The sequence below is a fragment of the Martelella sp. HB161492 genome, from assembly GCF_013184775.1.
Classification (GTDB): Bacteria; Pseudomonadota; Alphaproteobacteria; order Rhizobiales; family Rhizobiaceae; genus Martelella.
In genome coordinates, this window is the sequence record NZ_JAATVV010000017.1 from 87620 (window position 1) to 105728 (window position 18109).

Genomic DNA, 18109 nt, shown 5'->3' on the forward strand with positions numbered 1-18109 from the left:
TGTCCGCTCAGGCGGCCTTGGCGGAAAGCTTGGCCTTCTCGGTCTCGAAAGCCCATTCGAGCCAGCCCATCAGCGCCTTCATGTCGGCGGTCTCAACCGTCGAACCGGCCCAGATGCGAAGGCCGGACGGCGCATCGCGATAGGCGCCGATATCAAAGGCAACGCCTTCCTTGTCGAGCGCCGAGACAATGCCCTTGGCAAAAGCGGCCTGGGCATCGGCATCAAGCGCCTGAACGGCCGGATCGACGATCTTCAGGCAGACAGAGGTGTTGGAGCGGGTCTCGGCGACTTCGGCGAGGTTCTCGATCCAGTCATGGGTGTCAACGAAATCGAAGATCACCTTGGCATTGGCATCGGCGCGTTCCATCAGCCCCTTGAGGCCGCCAACAGTCTTGGCCCATTTGAGCGCATCAAGATAGTCCTCGACGCAGAGCATCGACGGCGTGTTGATGGTTTCGCCGACGAAGATGCCCTCGATCAGCTTGCCGCCCTTGGTCATGCGGAAGATCTTCGGCAGCGGCCAGGCCGGCGTGTAGGTCTCAAGACGCGCAACGGCGCGCGGCGACAGGATCAGGATACCGTGACCGCCCTCACCGCCGAGAACCTTCTGCCAGGAGAAGGTGACAACATCGAGCTTGGCGAAATCGACATCCTGCGCGAAAACGGCAGAAGTCGCATCGCAGATGGCGAGGCCCTTGCGGTCATCGGGAATGAAATCGGCATTCGGAACACGAACGCCCGAGGTCGTACCATTCCAGGTGAAGACCACATCATTGTCGAAATTGACCTGCGAGAGGTCCGGCAACTGGCCGTAAGGTGCCTCGAGCTTGCGGGCATCCTTGAGCTTCAGCTGCTTGATGACATCGGTGACCCAGCCCGAACCGAATGATTCCCAGGCGAGCATGTCGACGCCGCGTTCGCCGAGCAACGACCAGAGGGCCATTTCCACGGCGCCTGTATCAGATGCGGGAACGATGCCGATGCGATAATCAGCAGGAACACCGAGGATCTCGCGCGTCAGGTCGATCGCTTCCTTGAGCTTCGCCTTGCCGATCTTTGCACGGTGGGAACGGCCAACGGCAGCGTCATTCAACGCTTCGGGCGTCCAGCCAGGACGCTTCGCACACGGGCCTGAAGAAAAACGGGGATTTTCCGGACGCATGTCCGGTTTCGCAAAATCAGTCATTGGAGCTACCCTTCCAGATAGAGGCCTCTCGTTGGGGAGAGGTGTCCCGCTGCTGCGTATACGGCAGGCCCTGAGAATACGCAAGAGAAAAAGAGCAAGGGTAAGGCGGACGTGTAAGTTTGGGCAGGCATGAACGTGAACATTAAGGGAACAAGCAGGAAAAAGTGACACAAATCTGACACAGCGAATCAGTAAGATGTTCTGCAAAAGTTCCCGGAGACTTTCGGTTCTCAGGTACCGATGTCGGAAGCTTGTTTTGCAGGCACAACACCGGCTCAGGCGTCCACTTCACCAGCGATCCTGATGATGGCTGGTGCTACAAGAATTCGAACAGCGGCCAAGATCGTTTGCTGTTACAGCCCCCAATAACGAGCAAGCCCTGCCTCGCCTTCTCTCCTGCATTCCAGCAGTAGATCCAATCACCATCACACCGGCGCCTACGGGGCCGGAAGGGGAATAGCGACCCATGTGCTCTGATCGTGTTTGGCTGACATTCATCGGCCGTGGCTGTGATGGCAATTCCGGCCTAAAGCTGCCGTTGACGTTTCTGACTAGTCCTGCAACGTAGCCCGTCGAAGCGGCCATTAACCTCAAGTAATTTCCCATCGCGGCCCAGAGAAACAAGGAAGCAATAGCCTGCTGCTATTGAAAGAATACAGGGGACGCCCAATTAAAAATATCTTCTGTGGCTTTGAAATTCTCTAGTCGTTCCAATATTTCCCCTTCGAACTGGTATCGCAGAGACGCAACACGTTGCTCCCAAGGTTCGCGAACACGTTTTAGAGTTTCAGCAAATGCTCCAAAATGGTCATTTTGTGCAGCCACCAACTCGGAACAAAATGTCAAACCAAAGGCCGAAGCTACTCGGGGTTCAACGGGCCAGAGGTGCGAAACGGCCGCTTGTGCTGGTGAAGCCAATGAAGGTGCGAGTCCCAGTTTTTGTATACCACCCAAGCCATCCGAAACGCCGCCATCACAAATGTTCAAGCAAAGGAGGCGCCTCCCTTCGCTATCTTGGTGGAGGCCCACTAGGTCGTCTACGGCAACCGCCTCATCCTGGTTGACGAGGATTTTTGAGGAACCGAACTCCCAGTGGTCAAAAACTCCGTGCCCTACTACATGGATGAAGTCATAGGCAGGATCACGGTACATTTCCAGGAAGTTCTTTCGACCAGCCTCCCGCCCAAGATATACATGAGTTTCGACGTCATGCTTATGAAGAAATTCTAACGCCGATTTCGCCTCCATTTCAGAATACCAATCATCACATGAAGCCCAGATGGCTGCCCGCCGAATTTGCCGATCTGGGAGCGGAGTCCTTAGACTGGAACTCAACGGCCAGCATTCATTCGCCTCCCGCGAGATCAACGCTTGAAGCGGGTGAAGGTTATGGGGGAAACATGTAAAGGCGCGAGATTCCGCCAGCTTCTCGACTAAAGCTGGAACATTGTAGAAGTCCTTCAGCGCGTCTTCGAATGCGCTCGCAGAATCTCTGTTCGGCTGCCCGGGACGGGCTGGAACTAGATTTAGTTCGGGGCCCGCTTGCACTGTTCGAGTCGTTCCCAGCGCGTCGTTGGTGGCTTCATTCATCGCTTCCACTACCTTGGCCGTACCGGCAAATTTTCCGCGAAAACCGACCATTTCAGTGTCGTTCCCAAGAAACCCAACACCGGAAATTGCAGTCGGCAAAAGGACACTGAACCCGGCAGAAGCAGTTTCAATTTCACCGCCATACCAAGCGGCAAGAATTCTAGCGAAATCTGCTGCACGATCATTATCTAACGCGAACTTCGCCGCAGGACTCAACAAACTGGACGGCCGATCGAGAGCAATCAGCCAATCTGTATAGGTCGGGAAATCATCTCGAACTCCATCTGAGTACTCTTGAGCGGCTTCAACCAAGCGGTCGATGTTCTCATCCCAGTCCCCGACATCTTCAAACGACGCAAAGAGGTACTGAAAGGGCTCGTGCTGAAGCAGTCGGTCGGGGTAGTCTTGCACTACGATTTTTGCCCATCTGTGGTGGGGCTCCCCAATTAAATCGCAACTCCTGGTCGAAAATGCTTTGGCGATCAGAGCTTTGATGTCTCTCGGTATGGCTTCTATATCGTAGAGGTTTCTGAGTTCGGCAGCGACGCTAGCTGCGCTTTCATGCCCCACGCCTCTGCCCCAACACATCAGACTTATCGAAGCCCTTATTGCTAAGCTCATGTCGGCTGGCAGTTTGAATACTGTGGCTTCCAGAAGCACTGCAATCCTATCTGCCGGAGTCTGCATCGCAGATTGATGACGGGAATAGTAGAAAAAACTGTCAGCCCATTCCAAAAACGTATTTGGAAAGTTTCTCGGCAACATATCCACTAGATTGCCGACGAAACGAAATAGTCGCCCGTAAATGAACTCTCGTTGAACACTTGACACTATTCTGTCGCTCAGGCCGTTATGTATCCAGTCGAAGGCACAATCAAAGCGACCTCTCCTAATCGCAGCCCCAATTGGAGCAACCGAAATCTCAAATTGAAGATATTCGAGCAGAAGTAGCTCAACTTCGTCTACCGCGTGCGCTTGGGCTTGAATGATCTCCTCAGAAATCTCAGTGCTGGCTTTGAGGAGTTCGTCAAATGATTTGGCTTGGGTTGCAGCCTGTAGATTGTTCAGCGCTTCCAGAAAGCCCGGAATCTGAGGGGCTGACATCGGGCTATCTACGGTGGGAAGGAAAAAGCCGTAGTCGGCAGAAAGTTCTCGCCAGCTTAAAAACTGATACAATTGGATTCCCCCAAGAAATTTGGTCTACATCTGTAGCTTTGTATACTTTTCATACTAGCTGCGCCCATGCAGCGCGAACATATAAATTATCGAGAACTGCCTTCAAAGATCAGGCCAGCTATTTTTCGGCTCCTGCGAACGACTGCGTAGCACCTTTTATGGACCTCCGCTTGCAGCACAGCGAACGGCCGCTTTCGGGAGAAGGTCGAGAAGCTGAAAACGTCCAAATTGTCAGCGCATAGCAGCCATCAGAATGCCCTCCCCCTAGAACAGGGGAAGGTTCCTTTCTTCCGCCGTCTCTTTTCCATCCAGGATGATCACCTCACCAACGGTTTTCGGCGGCGCGTTGCCGACCGTGTAGTCGAGCTTCACATCGGCGAAGCGGAAGGCACGAAAGATTTCACGCACCTCCGGCCGGTCATTCAGCGATAGGATGAAACGCCCTTTGATGCCAGCCAGCAGTTCTGCCATTTCGGTAAAATCCTCCCGGCGAAAGCAGTCTTTGCCGTAATCGGTCTCGCAGCCGTAATAGGGCGGATCGAGGTAGAACAGCGCCCCTTCCCTGTCATAGCGCGCGATGAATGCCCGCCAGTCCAGGTTCTCGATCACCACGCCCGAAAGCCGTTCATGGACCTCTTCGAGGATCGGGCCGAGGCGGGTGATATCAAACCTGGCAGGCGCGTGAAGATCGACACCAAAGTTTCGCCCGCTCACCTTGCCGCCAAACGCCAGGCGCTGGAGATAGATGAACCGGGCGGCGCGTTCGAGGTCAGTCAGCGTCGACGGATCACTCGCCGCCAGCCGTTCGAACTCGCGGCGCGATGACAGCTGGAACTTGATCACCTCCATGAACTGCGGATAGTGCCGCTGCAGGATCCTGAACAGGGTCGTCACGTCCCCCGAGAAGTCATTAATGACCTCGTAGCGGGCAACCAGCGAACGGCGGAAGGAAACACCACCCATGCCAACAAAAGGCTCGGCATAGAGATCGTGCGGGGTTTGTTCGATGATGGAGGCAACCCGGCGGGCGAGAAGCTTCTTGCCACCGATATATTTTGCCGGCGGAGAAACCGGCCGAACAGAAATCATTCCTTGCATTGTGTGAATATACCGAATCTGCCACACCGTCTCACGCCTGCGCAGGCGCTCGGGTGCGGTGAGGATTCTTGTGACTTGCCGGACGGGACACGTTTGGCGACTGGCCCGTCGTTTGCAGCCTTGGCGGGCTGCGAGCCGCCCGATGCCGGGCAGAAAAATAGCCGGTGAAGCACACGCTTCGCCGGCTTTTTAGGGCGTTGAAAATCAATGAGTGTGAGCCCATCTGATAAATTAGATTTCGGAGCAACGCTAAGTTCGAATGCTGAGATTTAAATGACACTAACTCCAGTATTTTCGATTGTCGTCTTATCATTGTTAGACTTAATCTTAAATTCAACTGTGAAATCCATCATGAACCAATTTCTGAAAGACCACTACTAACGTCTATGTTTCATTATTTTGCTCTATAATAGAAATTGTCGCCAGTCAGGCCGCAGATATTTCGTGCGTCTCAACGCTATTTCCTCTCAATTCACCTATTCTACTAGGTGGACTTAAATGTGAAATCATGGAACAGCACAAATATCAAATTTAAGAGGGTTTCGATTAAAACTATGGAAACAATTAATTTCCAAAGAGCGCTTGAGATTTCCAAAAAATACAACAAGAGGCATCTACTAATCGGGAACGGCTTTAGTATTGCCTGCAAGAGAAACATTTTCTCCTACGGATCTCTTTTTGAAGTTGCCAAAAAAAATATGTCTACGGAGGTTATCCGCATATTTGAAGCCCTACAAACTCAAGATTTTGAAGAAGTAATTCGTGCTCTTCAAAGCGCTTCTGCAATTTTCAGTGTTTATGATAAAACCTCGACCAATTTAAAAGATAAGCTTATACATGACGCCGAGAACCTAAAGGCTAATTTGATACAAGCGGTTGCGGGACGACACCCTTCCCTTCCGAGCGATATCGACGACGCAAGATATGCTGCATGCCGCGCTTTCTTAAGCAATTTTGTCGGTCATGGTGTTGGCGGTAAAATCTATACCATGAACTATGATCTTCTATTGTATTGGGCCTTGATGCACGAAGAAAATGGTGAGGCGGATCAGATTTCACTCGAACACGACGATGGTTTTCGTACAGATCGCACCAACGACGATGCAACCTACGTCGAGTGGCAGGGGGAAAGGGCTGCTCACGGCCAAAACATTCATTACCTACATGGTGCACTCCATCTTTTTGACGCAGGTTATCAACTTCAAAAATACACATGGATAAATACAGGAAAAACGCTCGTCACGCAGGCTAACGAAGCCCTTGGTAAGAACCTCTTTCCCGTGTTTGTTGCTGAAGGAAACAGTAGAAGCAAGTTAGCGAAAATCCAGCATAGCGCCTACCTACATCACTGTTACAAAAGCTATGCTTCGGTATGCCAGGCCAATGCTAGAAATGGTACGGCCCTCTTCGTGTACGGCCATTCTTTCGCTGACAACGATGCGCACATCCTAAACTTGATTGGTTACGGCAAAATTTCTCATCTATTTGTAAGCCTTTATGGAGATCCATCAGATAGATCAAATGTCGAAATTCGTTCCCGTGTCGACGGCATTGCCGCTTTGAGGCACCACTCAATACCTGCTTTGAAGATAGACTACTTCGATGCAGCATCGGCAGAAGTCTGGGGATAAGGGGCAGATTTAGAACTCACTCGAGTTTCCTCACCCTCCCTTCAGCGCCCGCAGCATCTGCATAAGCCCGTCGGAGAGCCACACGCCGAACCCCGTTCCGGCCATGGCAGCGCCGAGGATGTAGCCGCGGCCAATCTGCTTGATCTTCTGATACTCGGCGACGAATTCCTCGGTTTCGCCGAGGCGCTCGGATAGCGCCCGGTTCTGCTCCAGCAAGCGTTCGTTCTGGTGCTCGACCGTGTTGAGCCGGTGATGGATATCCGAATGGCTGGCGCTGTTTTCATCCACCTTCTGGATCAGGGCATCAAGCTTGCCCTGCACTTCGCCCAGCTGCCGCGCCAGATCGACCGTCATGTTGATGCCCCGCTATTTCAGGATTGCCCGCAGCCCGGCAACGCCGGAGCCGATATAGAAGACCCACTGGATCATGTTGCCGGCCCACTGATCGAGCGGGGCCGGGAAAGCGGCGATCGTCCAGGCCTGCGCATAGACACAGTCGGGACACCACAGCATGTTGTAGAGGCAGATCGCCGCCCACCAGATGGCCAGCGGCACAAGGAAGAGCGCGGCGAAGATCCAGAACCACGGGACCGCGAGCTTTTTCGCATTGAGATCGGCGAGCGTCCGGGTTTCTTCGATCACCTGTTTCAGATATTCGGCCGTCAGATCCGCTTCGATCTTCTTCTGATCGGTTGCCGCGGCGGCGCGGCTTTCCATGAGCGCCACCGCCTTGTCGAGGATCCCGCCAGCGCCGATCTTCACCAGAAACGAGAGGAGGGCTGCAATCATACCTCTACCTCATGACCGGTGATGGTATTGATGCGGCGGGCAAGAATGTCGCGGTATTTCCACGCAAACCAGAGGATGGCCGCCCCGGCGACACCGGCCGCAATCCAGCCCCATGGCAGGCCTGCCGTCCAGGCGGCGGCACTGGCAGCGGCGGCAGAGGCGCCGGATTTGGCGGCCGCCGCCTTGATGGCCTTGGCATCACGGCGCAGCTGGGCGAGTGTTGCCGGGCCGATAATGCCGTCATTGACGAGATGCGGGTGCGCTATCTGATAGGCGAGCACCGCCGCCTTTGTCTTCTGCCCGAACCAGCCATCAATCGCACCCGGATCAAAGCCGCGCGCCGTCAGCAATTCCTGCGCTTCCTTCACCACCGGATCAGCGGTGACGGCAGGCTTTGCCGTGACCTGACGGGGCACGCCCTCAGGCGCGGGTGCCGCCGTGTCGACACCGGTATAGATGCCCTTTTCGAACAGCCGCGCCTCTTCCTTGCGCCTTCGCACCAGGCCGGGCAGCCGCTTGCCGCCGGCGGTGTTATAATGGCTGCCGAGATAGTCGGCGGCTTGCTTCAGCTTGCCCGCCCGCCAGAGCTTGCCGAACTGCCATTTGGAGACGACGCGGCCACCGAGATTATAGGCGGCCGAGGTCCCGGCATCCATCTGGGCTTGCGTGCGATCATCCGGCGAGTTCGCGACGACTTCCTTGCCATAGCCGGTGTTCAGCACCACCTGCAGGATCCGGTCGCAGTCTTTCGTCGCGATTTTCGTCTTTCCGGGAACAAGCGAGGTGATCCCGATCTTTTCAAGCTCGGCCTTGCAGTAGGGCGAGGCCATGGTGAAGCCCGGCCCGATGGTCGGCACGCCGACGGGATCGAGATAGGCGGTCGTGGGGCAACCTTCATGCAGGCGCACAAAGGCAGCGCCCCGGCTGGAAACCGTGGTCACAGTCATTTTGATGGTCCTCAAGGAGTAGTAAAATGGTCAGGAAAAGACCGGCATGGTCTGTTCGTGTTCCGTTGCCGGATTGGTCACGTTTACATGCGCCAGATCAGAGATAAGAACGCATGTTCTCGCCTCAGGCGAAGCGCTCAGCCGGGGTTTGCGGTGCGATATCGAAACCGGCAAGGCCTGCCGGCACATCACCGTCAAAGCGCATATTGATGTGATAGCCGGGTACCGGCGCCCGGCCCTCAGTTTCGATTGGATTGCCGTCTTCATCCGTGCCGGTGACCAGGTCGCCGGTCGGCTCGTAAATGGTTCCGGTCCCCTGCCCGCAGATTGACAGGCCGAAGCGTGTGCCGTCTGCAAGCCGGGACTTGCTCGACAGTGCGGAGTTGCCCGCCTCATCGGCGACAGGAACAATTCCGGCCGTAGCCAGAGCCGCGAGCGCGGCGGTCTCATCATCAAATCTCATCCAAATGTCATTCATGATTGTGTGCTCCATGTGAGCATTTCGGCATCCGTAATAGCGCCGGGCCACATAAGGAAATCGTTCAGGAGCAGGTCCATTGCGTTTCCACCGGTTACACCAGAGCTGATCCTGCCATCCGTTAGTGTGGGATAGCCGTCAGTTAGCGTTGTGGAAGCAATGGCACCGCCGTCGATGCTCATAGATACCGTATCGCCGTCCCGACGAAGGACGGCCCTTGCCCGCTGCCCGCTACTATACAGGGTATCCAGCACGGCCATCACGCCGCTTACGGTACCTCCGCTCAGGATGGTTCCAGTCCACGCATTATTCACCGCGTTTCTGTGGAGAGAAATCCTATTGCTTGCGACACCACCTGAGCCAACGATCTCAATAATACGGCTATAATCGTCGTCCCTGGCATTCGACGGCACGAAGTCAATCAGCATCGTCCATTGATCGCGGTTCAGCATCGCAGTCGCCTTGTCCGACAGCGTGGTTTCGTCAGCGCCACGGGTGACAGCTGCGTCGCTCAGCGTCTGGATCAGCGAAGTCGGGCCGGGCTTCTTTTCCAGCGACCATCCGGCAAGCCGGACAACCTGACCTTTGAACGTGGTCACGCCTGCCGTCATGTTCGCAACCTGGATTGCCGAGCGGACAAGATTGGTCGCCGCCTCGGTCAGGGTGCGTGTCCGCGACAGGCGGGTCAGGCTGGCCACCGGCACCTCACCGGGACCGGTGCCCGTCAGATATGTGTTGTCCTGTTGCTCGTAAACGCCGGAGCCGAGAATGATCCCGTCCGGCCATTCCCCGCTGATCAGCTGCGTATAGATGCTCGCAGTCCATGTTTCGCCAGCGGTCGCAGCGGCATTCGAAAGGCCGGTCTGGGCAAAAGCACCACACTGATTGGCCGTTGCTGTTCCGGTAAGCGCGTAGTCGACATAAGGCATGTCGCCGAGCATGCCATAGCCTACAACTGTCACGGTGATGCCGTTACTCACAGCCCCGTCGTTCCACGGCAGCGCCGCTGTAGGGCTGGACCGCGTCACGACATTCGTAGACTGCCCCTCGACCAGCAACTGCAGCAAACCATTCTTGAAGGTAAGCCGGGCCGTATCGGCCGCTGCCGTCTGGATCAGCCTGTCGCTATCAACATAGGTCGCCTCGTCCAGCTAATCGGTCAGCAGGATTTCATCAAGCCCGGCGACTGGCGCCGGATACCAGATATCATTGCTATTCGCGGCCGGAATGCTGCCCGCAGCCAGCACCGTCTGGCGATAGAGCGCAGCGTTGATGTTGGCGAGCACACCCGGCCAGCCGTGACTGCCATCGGCCATATCGGCGCCATAGGGCGAGGCCGTGACCGTCAGATCATCCTGACCGCCGTAGAATTTGCCACCCTCATTGACCCGCCAGCTGACCGGATAGACACCGGGCAGAGCATTCGGCTTTGCCTTGATCGCCATGCCATCCGCTTCAAAATAGCCGGATGGGTCCGCGGTGATTTCAAGTGCACCCATGGATTACACCTTTCAGAATTTTGGAATGACGACACCGACAACCCGACCGGTCTCATCGTCTGGCCAAGCGGCCGTTGAACTGTTGTCGAGGGCGAAGCTTTCGGCCGCATAGGCATAGACAGCCGCACCGACGAGCCGGGCGTTGTCATCTGCCGGCCATGCCTCGGTCACTGTCTTCGTCAGCCTGAAGCCGATCAGCGGTCCGCCTGCATTGCGCGGTGGCTGCAGGCAGTGCGAGATCGCAAATCCGAGTGCTGTCATGCCGCGCCCTCCGCAGCGGCCGCCATTGCGGCCGCCCAGGTGACGAGATCGTCGATTGTCGGCGCTTCGATATCGGCCGGTTGCCATTCGGTGATCTCGACCTCGCCGATCTGCTCGGCAGAGCCGCGCCTGACCGGGTGCTTTGTCCAGAAGTCGCGGCCATTCCTCAGCGCCGGATACTGCGCTTCGATAATGTCGGCGGCCTCATGCGCCGTGAACTTGAAAGCCATTTATCCAACCCTCAATTTGCGGCCGCGCAGATAGATATAGTCACCCTGCTGGCGCAGCCCGGTCAGCACATAATCGTCAGGAAGATCGACGGGCGAGCCGGACGAGGAGAAGGACGCCACCCGGCCAAACTCATAGAGATCGTCAAAGGCATAGACCTGCTGTCCATGGCCGACGAAACGATCATGCAGCCAGCCATATTGCGAGGCCCAGAGATAGCCTTCCGTCGAGATCATGAAGGTCTGGTTTCCCCACTGGCCGGCATTGCCATCCCAGTAGAAGACGAAGTTGGCCTTCTCGCCGTCGGTCCCGACCTTCATGCCATGCGACCACCAGCCAGCCTCGTTCTTGCTGTACATGATCTGCGGGCCGTCGCTGTTGCCGCGCTCTTCGATATGAAGCCGCTTGCCATAGCCGGAACTATCGCCCGTAAGCCGCAGATTGACGCTACCGGTGTCAATCTGGCTTGGCCCCCACCAATAGGCACCGCCATCCTCGCGGAACTCCCATGTCTTTCGCCCCTGCCCGCCATAAAGACCGAGGTCGAGGTGGACATTCGAGCCGGTCACCTCGGTGACCTGGAACCACGCCCGGTAATTGTCGTTGTCGATCCATCCGCGATCCTGCAGGACGAGATAGACAGCATCATTCCAGAAGTTTGTTCCGTCGCTCTGCTGCCTTCGGCTGGTCACCTGGCCGGTCAGTGTTCCGCCCGTATTCGGCAGATAGTTGGTGCTGATCTGAAGCTTTGAGCGGGCGGAAGCCGCATCACTCGCCGTCAGAAGATCACGGGTGAAGGCCGTGCCACCGGTGACGGTGAAGACATGGCTTGACGGATCAACCGTGCCGATTGGCGTATCGCTGGCTCCGTCAAACACATTCAGCACCCAGGGCGATGACGCGGTGCTGATCCACATCATGCCGGCCGTGGCATAGGATGGCCGGGCAACACCGCTATGCATGGAGAGTTCAGCCGTGCGCCAGTCGTTGATATTGGCGGCCAGCTGCGATCCGTTGGTGACGGCCGGATCGATTGTTTTGGTTGTTGCCTGCGTCATGCATTCGCCTTTCCGTAACCGGTCGCGACAAAGTCAAAGCTCCGCGTCACCGCATTGCCCGACTGATCCCTGAAGATGATGGTAAACCCCGCCTTGCTCTTGGCGGTGATCGCGTAAGTGTCGCCGGTCGCCAGCCCCTGCGCCGAGATCGAGAAGCCGGTCATGCCGTGATAGGGCGGATCAAAATCAATCCGCCGCCCGGATGTGCCGACCACCAGGTCGTTGCCCGAGATGATGCGGTCGGGCATATCAACGGTGAGTTCGGCCCGTGCGACAATCGGGGTGATGTTGCTGTCGGTGCTCGCAAGCTGGATCCGCATCTGATAGCCACGGGCGACAACATCGCCGGTGATCACCTCTTCCCAGTCAGACCATGTTGCCCCGGTATCTGCCGGATCATCCTCGGTGCTGCGCATTTCCATGATGGCGCTCCACTTCGACGCATCCGCCCCGACCATGCCCTCAAGATTGATCAGCACCGGCCATTTCGACATGGTGTCATCGAGATCCTGCCCATAGACCGACAGGATCGGCGTGATCCGTGAGGTATAGACCGCACCGAGATCGATGGTGCGGGCCGAGGTATAGGTGCCACTTTCGACAACGGTGTTGGTTCCCGTTGGCGCCAGCTGCAGCCCGGCAGATTCTGCGACGCAATTGTCGAAAGACCCGCTCCAGCCCGGCTGTTCGACAAAGCTTTCAACCGCATTGGTCGCAGCGCTGCCAACCGAGGTGGTGATGATCGCGGCATTGCTGCTTTCAACATCCTGACGGGTGACCGCCTTGATCAGGTATGTGCCGGGCCGCGTCGGGATCTGCACGCTTGTCGCATCGACATGCGGCAGCTGGATTGCAGAGGAGGCCCAGGAGACATTGGTCAGATCCGGCGAATAGCGGATGATGTAGTGCGACAGGTTCAGCGCCGCGACCGGATCCCAGCGCAATGTCGCGATATCGCCGAGGATCGAGATCCGAAACCCGTCGACATTATCCGGCGGCGCATAGATGCTTTCGAGCCGCTGGCCTTCCAGCATCACCCATGCCGAATACTGGTTCAGCGCGGCAAAGACCGAGCGCACCCGGAAGGCATACATGCCGGCATCGAGATCCTGCTGGTCAATCGAAACGCCCGAGGTCGAGCCGACATCGAGCCAGATCCCGCCCTGTTCCTGATACTGCACCTGGAACAGCGTTGCCCTTGCATCATCCGGCGCCGACCAGCCGATCGTCACCGCACCGCGCACGGTGAGCCCACCGGCGAGATAGAGATATTCCGCCACCTTCAGGTTTGACGGCGGCAGAAGCGGGCCGGTCGGATAGGTCGAGAAGGATGGCTTCTCAAGCTGAAGCCCCTCTTCCACCCGCGCCCATTTGGTGGCGTCATATTCGAGTGCTGCGATATCGAACTGGTGCTTGTCGTTTTCCGTGACCGAGAGAACCCGGAACGGCCGTGGTGCTGCATCCGTGCCCGTCAGGATCCACATGGCACCGGCAACCGGCCGGCCATCAAGCGCCGATGACAAAGTCAGCACATCGGTCTCACCGGCCCCGTTGGTGACGGTGCGATCAGCAAGCGACCCGTCTGCCATGACCACGGTGATCGTGTAGCTGTCGCCGCCTTTGAGCGTCACCGCCGCATCGATGGTGACTGCAGTCAGATCATCCGCCACCGCCTTCAATCGCCCGCCATAGCGCACACCGGCATAGGACGGATCGGCGATCAGCACCACGTCACCCGGCGCCACGTCAGCATGATCAAGCCCGGCGCGATAGGTGACGACTTCGGTCGAATTCTGCTCGGTATCCAGCAGCCAGTCGCCATAGCGATGCGCCTGCCCGCGTGAGCAGCAGCCGATCGCCTGGACATTGGTCTGCCGGGCGCCATAGCGTGAGACGGCTTCGGTGTCCTCGACCACCTCGATCGCCGGATTGTAATTGTTCTCAGGATCAAACCAGCGCACCAGCACCTGCGTATGCCGGGCCGAAAGCGCCGATCCCTGATAGGAGAAGGTGCCATCAACCACATTGGCCGGTGTCACCAGCTTCACCGGATCCGACGGCTTGTCAGCCACGGCCGTCACCGCGCCACTACCCCAATAGACCACGCCCCGGAAGACACCGGCCATGGCGGTCAGAACATTGATCGCCTCATCGCGCGAGGTGATCGCGCCGTTGAAGGTGTAGCGCGGCTCATATCCGCCGAAGCCATCAGGCACCGAACCGTCACACCACTGGGCAATCTCATAAAGCGCCCATTTCGACACCTGATCGATATCGACATACTGGCCAAGCCCATAGCGATCATTGACGACCAGGTCATAGAAGATCCAGGCCGGATTATCGGTGACAGCCGTGTTGAACGTCCCATCCCAGACACCGTTATAGGTCCGGGCGTCCGGGTCATAGTTGGAAGGCACAGCGACCTCGATCCCGGCCCAGTCCGTTGTCACCGTCGGGATCGACCCCGATCCGAACTGTGAGGCATCGAGTGTGACGCCGAGAATGGCGCTGTCGGGATAGGTCAGCTGATAGTCTTCGATCACCGTATAGCTTGACCAGTAGGTCTGGTTGTTGCTGGTGGTGCCGTTGCTGTCCTCCGAGATCCGCCGAACCCGGATATACCACGGCCCGGTTCCGGTAAGCGCGATCCGGTAGGCTCTCACATAGGGCGAGGTGCATTTGCCCGAGATCGTATCGGTGCGGGCCTCTTCCCATGTGCCATCCTCGGTCCGGCGATCAATGGCGATATCAACGCTGTTCGCCTTCACATTGCCATTGTCGGGATCGGTATAGATCAGCTGCGGCACCTGGATCGACACCCGCACCGCCGTGGCACTCAGATCCGTCACCGCCCGCGTGATCGCCAGATCCTGTTTGACCTCGACCCCGACACCCTCCTCACGCTCGACAGCGGGAAAGCCGGCCATGGCCGCCTGATCGGGAAAGCCGTTGCGGGTCTCATAGCCGACACCGTCAAAGTTCCAGCTGCCATCATCATTCTGCAGCGGCACGTCATCAAGGTGGATCGACTTCGCCCCGTTGATCAGCCCACCGGTCACACCCTCGCCAACGAGGAACAACAACCGCATGGTCTGTTTCGAGCGCAGGCTGTTCGGTGCCTCGCTATAGCCGGCAGAAGACGACGACTTGCCGCTCTTGCCGCCGCCACCGCGCCCGGCAATACGCATATGTTGCATGGGATATCCCGTCTGTCAGAGTGCGGCGTCTTCGGTGGAAAGCCCGGCGGCAATCAGCACCGGGGCAACACGAAAGCCCTTGCCATAAACGAGCGGCACGGGACCGCCTTCCGTGGTCACATTCGCACCGCCATTGAAGAGGTAGGAGGACTGATCCTCCGTGCTGGAACTGCTGGTCTTCGCAGACGGCGACAGCATCTGCCCCAGCCCCGACAGGGCCAGCGCCACGCCGAGGCCCTTCATCGCCCCGCCGACCGTGGTGCCCAGCACGCCAAGCCCAGTCAAAGAACCGGGCAAAAAGAACGCCGCCCCGACAAGAAACACACCCGCGACGATCTTGCCAAGGCCGCGATTGCCAGCACCCGCCAGCACCGGAACGATGTGCAGATCGGCCGCCCCCAGCCTGAAATCGAGATCCCCCTGCCCCAGCGGAATACCGCCCTCGACCGGCCCGCGGATCACACGAAAATTCCGTTCCATCGCATAGGCCCGAAACCCCGGCAGCACCGCCGCCAACGCCTGCCCCGCCTCACCCGCGCTTGCGACATCGAGCCGGAACACCGGCCCGAACCGGCGGCCGAGATCGCCATGGAGATGGATGTTACGCATGGGATCCTCCCGCAGATAAATCATCGTTGAATTTGTGCACGTGGTGCACTATATTCGAGCCATCAATCGGGGACCGGAATGCCGACGATCATCAAACTCGGAAACATCGCCATTCAGGTTTACGCCGACGACCACAACCCGCCCCACTTCCACGTGATCACCCCGGATCACGAAGCGGCGATCCTCATGGAAAGCCTTGAGATCATGGTCGGCAGCATGGACAGGAAGAGCCTGAGGGTCGCCCTGGAATGGGCAGAGAAAAACAGGGAGCAACTCACCAATGCGTGGAACCGCCTCAACCCGTGATGACGAGATTATCTCGGTCGGCAAGCGGCTCCCCCGGCTTGAACGGGTCGAGCCACGTGAGGGCCGCAAGCTGTTTGTCCGTTTCGATGACGGAACGGAAAAGATCGTTGACCTTGCGCCAGCGCTTGAAAGCCGCCGCTTCTACAAGCCGCTTCGCGATGACGATGCGCTGTTCAGGTCCTTCAGGATCAGCGAATATCGTAATGCCATCGAGTGGACTGACGAACTCGATTTCTCGGCGATGTGGCTGGAAGCCCTGCCGCCGGCAGAATTCAGCAATGAAGATTTCTGCAGGGCGATGAAGGAACTCGGCCAGACCCAGGAGGGCATGGCGAGCGCGCTTGAACTTTCGCGCCGGCAGGTCGCCTATTACGCCAAGGACCGCCCGATCCCGCGCCATGTCAGCTTTGCCGTCCGCTATCTGCTGGAGCACAACCAGAAGCCTGGCAGGAACGCATCGTGACGAACATCATAACCCCGGTGCATCCCGGCGAGATCCTGCGCGAGGACTATATGGCACCGCTCGGCATGACCGCAGCCGCGTTGGCTGAGACCCTGCGCGTTCCTCAGCCCCTGATCGAAGCAATCACAGCCGAACAGACCACCCTTTCCGTCGACACCGCCCTGAGACTGGCACGGCACTTCCGCACCTCGCCAGAATTCTGGCTGAACCTGCAGGCGAGCCACGGCATCATGGTTCAGGCAGCGGCGCTGGTGGACGAGATTGAGGCCATTCCGCAGATTGAAGTGGTGTGAGACGGAATGTCGGCCTCGCGCCTTCAAAATCAGACGTTCAGAACCGAATCGGTAGTCCCCATAAGGAGACGTTCATAGCTCTGATGCAACCTGGGCGCACTACGTGCCATGATAATTTCTTACGAATAGAACTCTTGAAGTATAAGCGATCCTGATCGAGTTTGTAGGCTGACTGGCGAGAGAACGAAATGCAAACACTGATCTACGAGGGCACAATCGAACCAGCGGCAGCTCCGCTTACCTTGGACTACCGACCAAAGTTTCTACGGCAGGAGACAGAATCTACGCCCGAGGTCGGGTATGAGGTGATCGTGTTTGTGGGCCGGGTTCGTGTCCTGGTTACCACATCGGTTGTCAATGAGGAGGTTGCAAGCGACCTTTTTTTAGTGGCTTGGGACGTCGCCCAAACATTTGTTGAGACCGCCGGATTCATAAAAGGCATTCCGTACTCGATGAGCCTCGACAGGGTCATTCTTCCTAACGGCGAAGTGCGGGGCTACGTATTCGCCGACCGATCGCTCGCCGCTATGCACGACTTCACCGAGGATGATCTGGAGGCCCTCTCCGATATTTGCTTCTCGGATCTCAAGTGCCGACTTGTCCTGTCCGACATATTGATGACACTCGGAAAGGCCCATTATTCGCCAACGGCCTGCGGCAGGGTGGCCGACAGCCTTGCGCGTCTAATCTCACCAGACGTCGAGCGAAAGGAACAATGGAGCAATTTGAGGCGGGCTTTGCGTGTGAATGAGGCTTACGTGAGGTTGCTCTCGGAGGTTTCCAAGGCACCTCGGCATGGAGACAGGATCGAGGTCGATGCGGCCACCAACCAAGAGACGGCGCATCGAGCGTGGTTGCTGCTCGGACGGTATTTACGCTACAGATTGAATGGCGAACTCGATCCCGTAGCCTATCCTATGCTAGAAGGCTAACTTTGGTAGCCTCGACGAGGTTTGGAACGCCAGTTTTCTGATGGGCCTATAAACTTTAATGCTCTGTTATCGCCTCCAAGGCGATCGGTTGGCGATATGCCTTAATGTCAGTCATTTGGGCCAAATGAGCATTTCCAGAAAGCTGTCAGGGGTATTCATCGCGCTCAATTGCTTCAGGGGCGCGCCCGCGGGTTATTGGATTCACTGCACGAAGCTCGGCTAAACCTTTGACAGCAATATCTTCCAACATCGAGAGAAGTTCCCGATAACCAGTCTGAATAGCCCCGGGAACTGTAGACACCTTCCTGCCTAAAAATGAGGTAAGAAGGCGACCATGAGCAAATCGAATTTCAGTGACGATTTCAAAC

Annotated in this window: 20 protein-coding genes; 5 read left to right on the forward strand and 15 right to left on the reverse strand. The window is 57.2% G+C overall.

Features of this window, described 5'->3' with window-relative positions:
- Nucleotides 1-7 precede the first annotated feature (7 nt).
- The 3 genes from HCK86_RS22125 to HCK86_RS22135 form a co-directional block, all read right to left on the reverse strand.
- Nucleotides 8-1186, reverse strand: a complete 1179-nt coding sequence (locus HCK86_RS22125) for a phosphoserine transaminase (RefSeq protein WP_176086662.1) — start codon at nucleotides 1184-1186, stop codon at nucleotides 8-10.
- A gap of 642 nt (nucleotides 1187-1828) precedes the next feature.
- A complete protein-coding gene (locus HCK86_RS22130) occupies nucleotides 1829-3952 on the reverse strand; it encodes a CHAT domain-containing protein (protein WP_176086663.1) in 2124 nt (707 codons plus the stop codon).
- A gap of 264 nt (nucleotides 3953-4216) precedes the next feature.
- On the reverse strand, nucleotides 4217-5041 hold the full coding sequence (locus tag HCK86_RS22135; RefSeq protein WP_176086664.1) for a DNA adenine methylase: 825 nt from the start codon (nucleotides 5039-5041) through the stop codon (nucleotides 4217-4219).
- Nucleotides 5042-5604: 563 nt separating this feature from the next.
- Here HCK86_RS22135 and HCK86_RS22140 point away from each other — a divergent pair.
- Nucleotides 5605-6681 carry a DUF4917 family protein gene (locus tag HCK86_RS22140; protein ID WP_176086665.1) on the forward strand — a complete coding sequence of 359 codons (1077 nt, stop codon included), beginning with the start codon at nucleotides 5605-5607 and terminating at the stop codon, nucleotides 6679-6681.
- A 30-nt stretch (nucleotides 6682-6711) separates the two neighbouring features.
- On the opposite strand, the gene HCK86_RS22145 is transcribed toward HCK86_RS22140, so the two are convergent.
- The 11 genes from HCK86_RS22145 to HCK86_RS22195 all read right to left on the reverse strand — a co-directional run bounded on the left by HCK86_RS22145 (nucleotide 6712) and on the right by HCK86_RS22195 (nucleotide 15747).
- Nucleotides 6712-7035: an aminoacyltransferase gene (locus HCK86_RS22145; protein WP_141151226.1), complete on the reverse strand. Its 324-nt coding sequence runs from the start codon at nucleotides 7033-7035 to the stop codon at nucleotides 6712-6714.
- A gap of 12 nt (nucleotides 7036-7047) precedes the next feature.
- On the reverse strand, nucleotides 7048-7470 hold the full coding sequence (locus tag HCK86_RS22150) for a hypothetical protein (RefSeq protein WP_210260004.1): 423 nt from the start codon (nucleotides 7468-7470) through the stop codon (nucleotides 7048-7050).
- Nucleotides 7467-8417: a peptidoglycan-binding protein gene (locus HCK86_RS22155; RefSeq protein WP_176086666.1), complete on the reverse strand. Its 951-nt coding sequence runs from the start codon at nucleotides 8415-8417 to the stop codon at nucleotides 7467-7469. The genes HCK86_RS22150 and HCK86_RS22155 overlap by 4 nt, the downstream gene beginning before the upstream one ends.
- A gap of 124 nt (nucleotides 8418-8541) precedes the next feature.
- A complete protein-coding gene (locus HCK86_RS22160) occupies nucleotides 8542-8880 on the reverse strand; it encodes a hypothetical protein (protein WP_176086667.1) in 339 nt (112 codons plus the stop codon).
- A gap of 11 nt (nucleotides 8881-8891) precedes the next feature.
- Nucleotides 8892-9962: a hypothetical protein gene (locus HCK86_RS22165; protein ID WP_176086668.1), complete on the reverse strand. Its 1071-nt coding sequence runs from the start codon at nucleotides 9960-9962 to the stop codon at nucleotides 8892-8894.
- 84 nt (nucleotides 9963-10046) lie between these two features.
- Nucleotides 10047-10394, reverse strand: a complete 348-nt coding sequence (locus HCK86_RS22170; RefSeq protein ID WP_176086669.1) for a hypothetical protein — start codon at nucleotides 10392-10394, stop codon at nucleotides 10047-10049.
- A gap of 12 nt (nucleotides 10395-10406) precedes the next feature.
- Nucleotides 10407-10655: a hypothetical protein gene (locus HCK86_RS22175; protein ID WP_176086670.1), complete on the reverse strand. Its 249-nt coding sequence runs from the start codon at nucleotides 10653-10655 to the stop codon at nucleotides 10407-10409.
- Complete coding sequence (locus tag HCK86_RS22180; RefSeq protein WP_176086671.1) at nucleotides 10652-10885, reverse strand: hypothetical protein; 234 nt, start codon at nucleotides 10883-10885, stop codon at nucleotides 10652-10654. The genes HCK86_RS22175 and HCK86_RS22180 overlap by 4 nt, the downstream gene beginning before the upstream one ends.
- Nucleotides 10886-11941, reverse strand: a complete 1056-nt coding sequence (locus HCK86_RS22185) for a hypothetical protein (protein ID WP_176086672.1) — start codon at nucleotides 11939-11941, stop codon at nucleotides 10886-10888. It abuts the gene before it with no gap.
- A complete protein-coding gene (locus HCK86_RS22190; protein WP_176086673.1) occupies nucleotides 11938-15138 on the reverse strand; it encodes a phage tail protein in 3201 nt (1066 codons plus the stop codon). The genes HCK86_RS22185 and HCK86_RS22190 overlap by 4 nt, the downstream gene beginning before the upstream one ends.
- 15 nt (nucleotides 15139-15153) lie before the next feature.
- Nucleotides 15154-15747, reverse strand: a complete 594-nt coding sequence (locus HCK86_RS22195; RefSeq protein ID WP_176086674.1) for a tail assembly protein — start codon at nucleotides 15745-15747, stop codon at nucleotides 15154-15156.
- 78 nt (nucleotides 15748-15825) lie between these two features.
- On the opposite strand from HCK86_RS22195, the gene HCK86_RS22200 reads away from it, so the two are divergent.
- From HCK86_RS22200 to HCK86_RS22215, 4 genes are all read left to right on the forward strand, one after another.
- On the forward strand, nucleotides 15826-16053 hold the full coding sequence (locus HCK86_RS22200; RefSeq protein WP_141151256.1) for a DUF4160 domain-containing protein: 228 nt from the start codon (nucleotides 15826-15828) through the stop codon (nucleotides 16051-16053).
- The gene (locus tag HCK86_RS22205) at nucleotides 16028-16516 is read left to right on the forward strand and encodes a DUF2442 domain-containing protein (protein ID WP_176086675.1); all 489 of its coding nucleotides are present in this window, start codon (nucleotides 16028-16030) and stop codon (nucleotides 16514-16516) included. The genes HCK86_RS22200 and HCK86_RS22205 overlap by 26 nt, the downstream gene beginning before the upstream one ends.
- The gene (locus HCK86_RS22210) at nucleotides 16513-16809 is read left to right on the forward strand and encodes a HigA family addiction module antitoxin (RefSeq protein WP_176086676.1); all 297 of its coding nucleotides are present in this window, start codon (nucleotides 16513-16515) and stop codon (nucleotides 16807-16809) included. Before HCK86_RS22205 ends, HCK86_RS22210 begins: the two co-directional genes overlap by 4 nt.
- A gap of 188 nt (nucleotides 16810-16997) precedes the next feature.
- Complete coding sequence (locus HCK86_RS22215) at nucleotides 16998-17741, forward strand: hypothetical protein (protein ID WP_176086677.1); 744 nt, start codon at nucleotides 16998-17000, stop codon at nucleotides 17739-17741.
- Nucleotides 17742-17886: 145 nt separating this feature from the next.
- On the opposite strand, the gene HCK86_RS23990 is transcribed toward HCK86_RS22215, so the two are convergent.
- Nucleotides 17887-18109 (reverse strand): hypothetical protein (locus HCK86_RS23990; protein WP_210260005.1); only part of this gene is annotated, 223 nt, incomplete at its 5' end.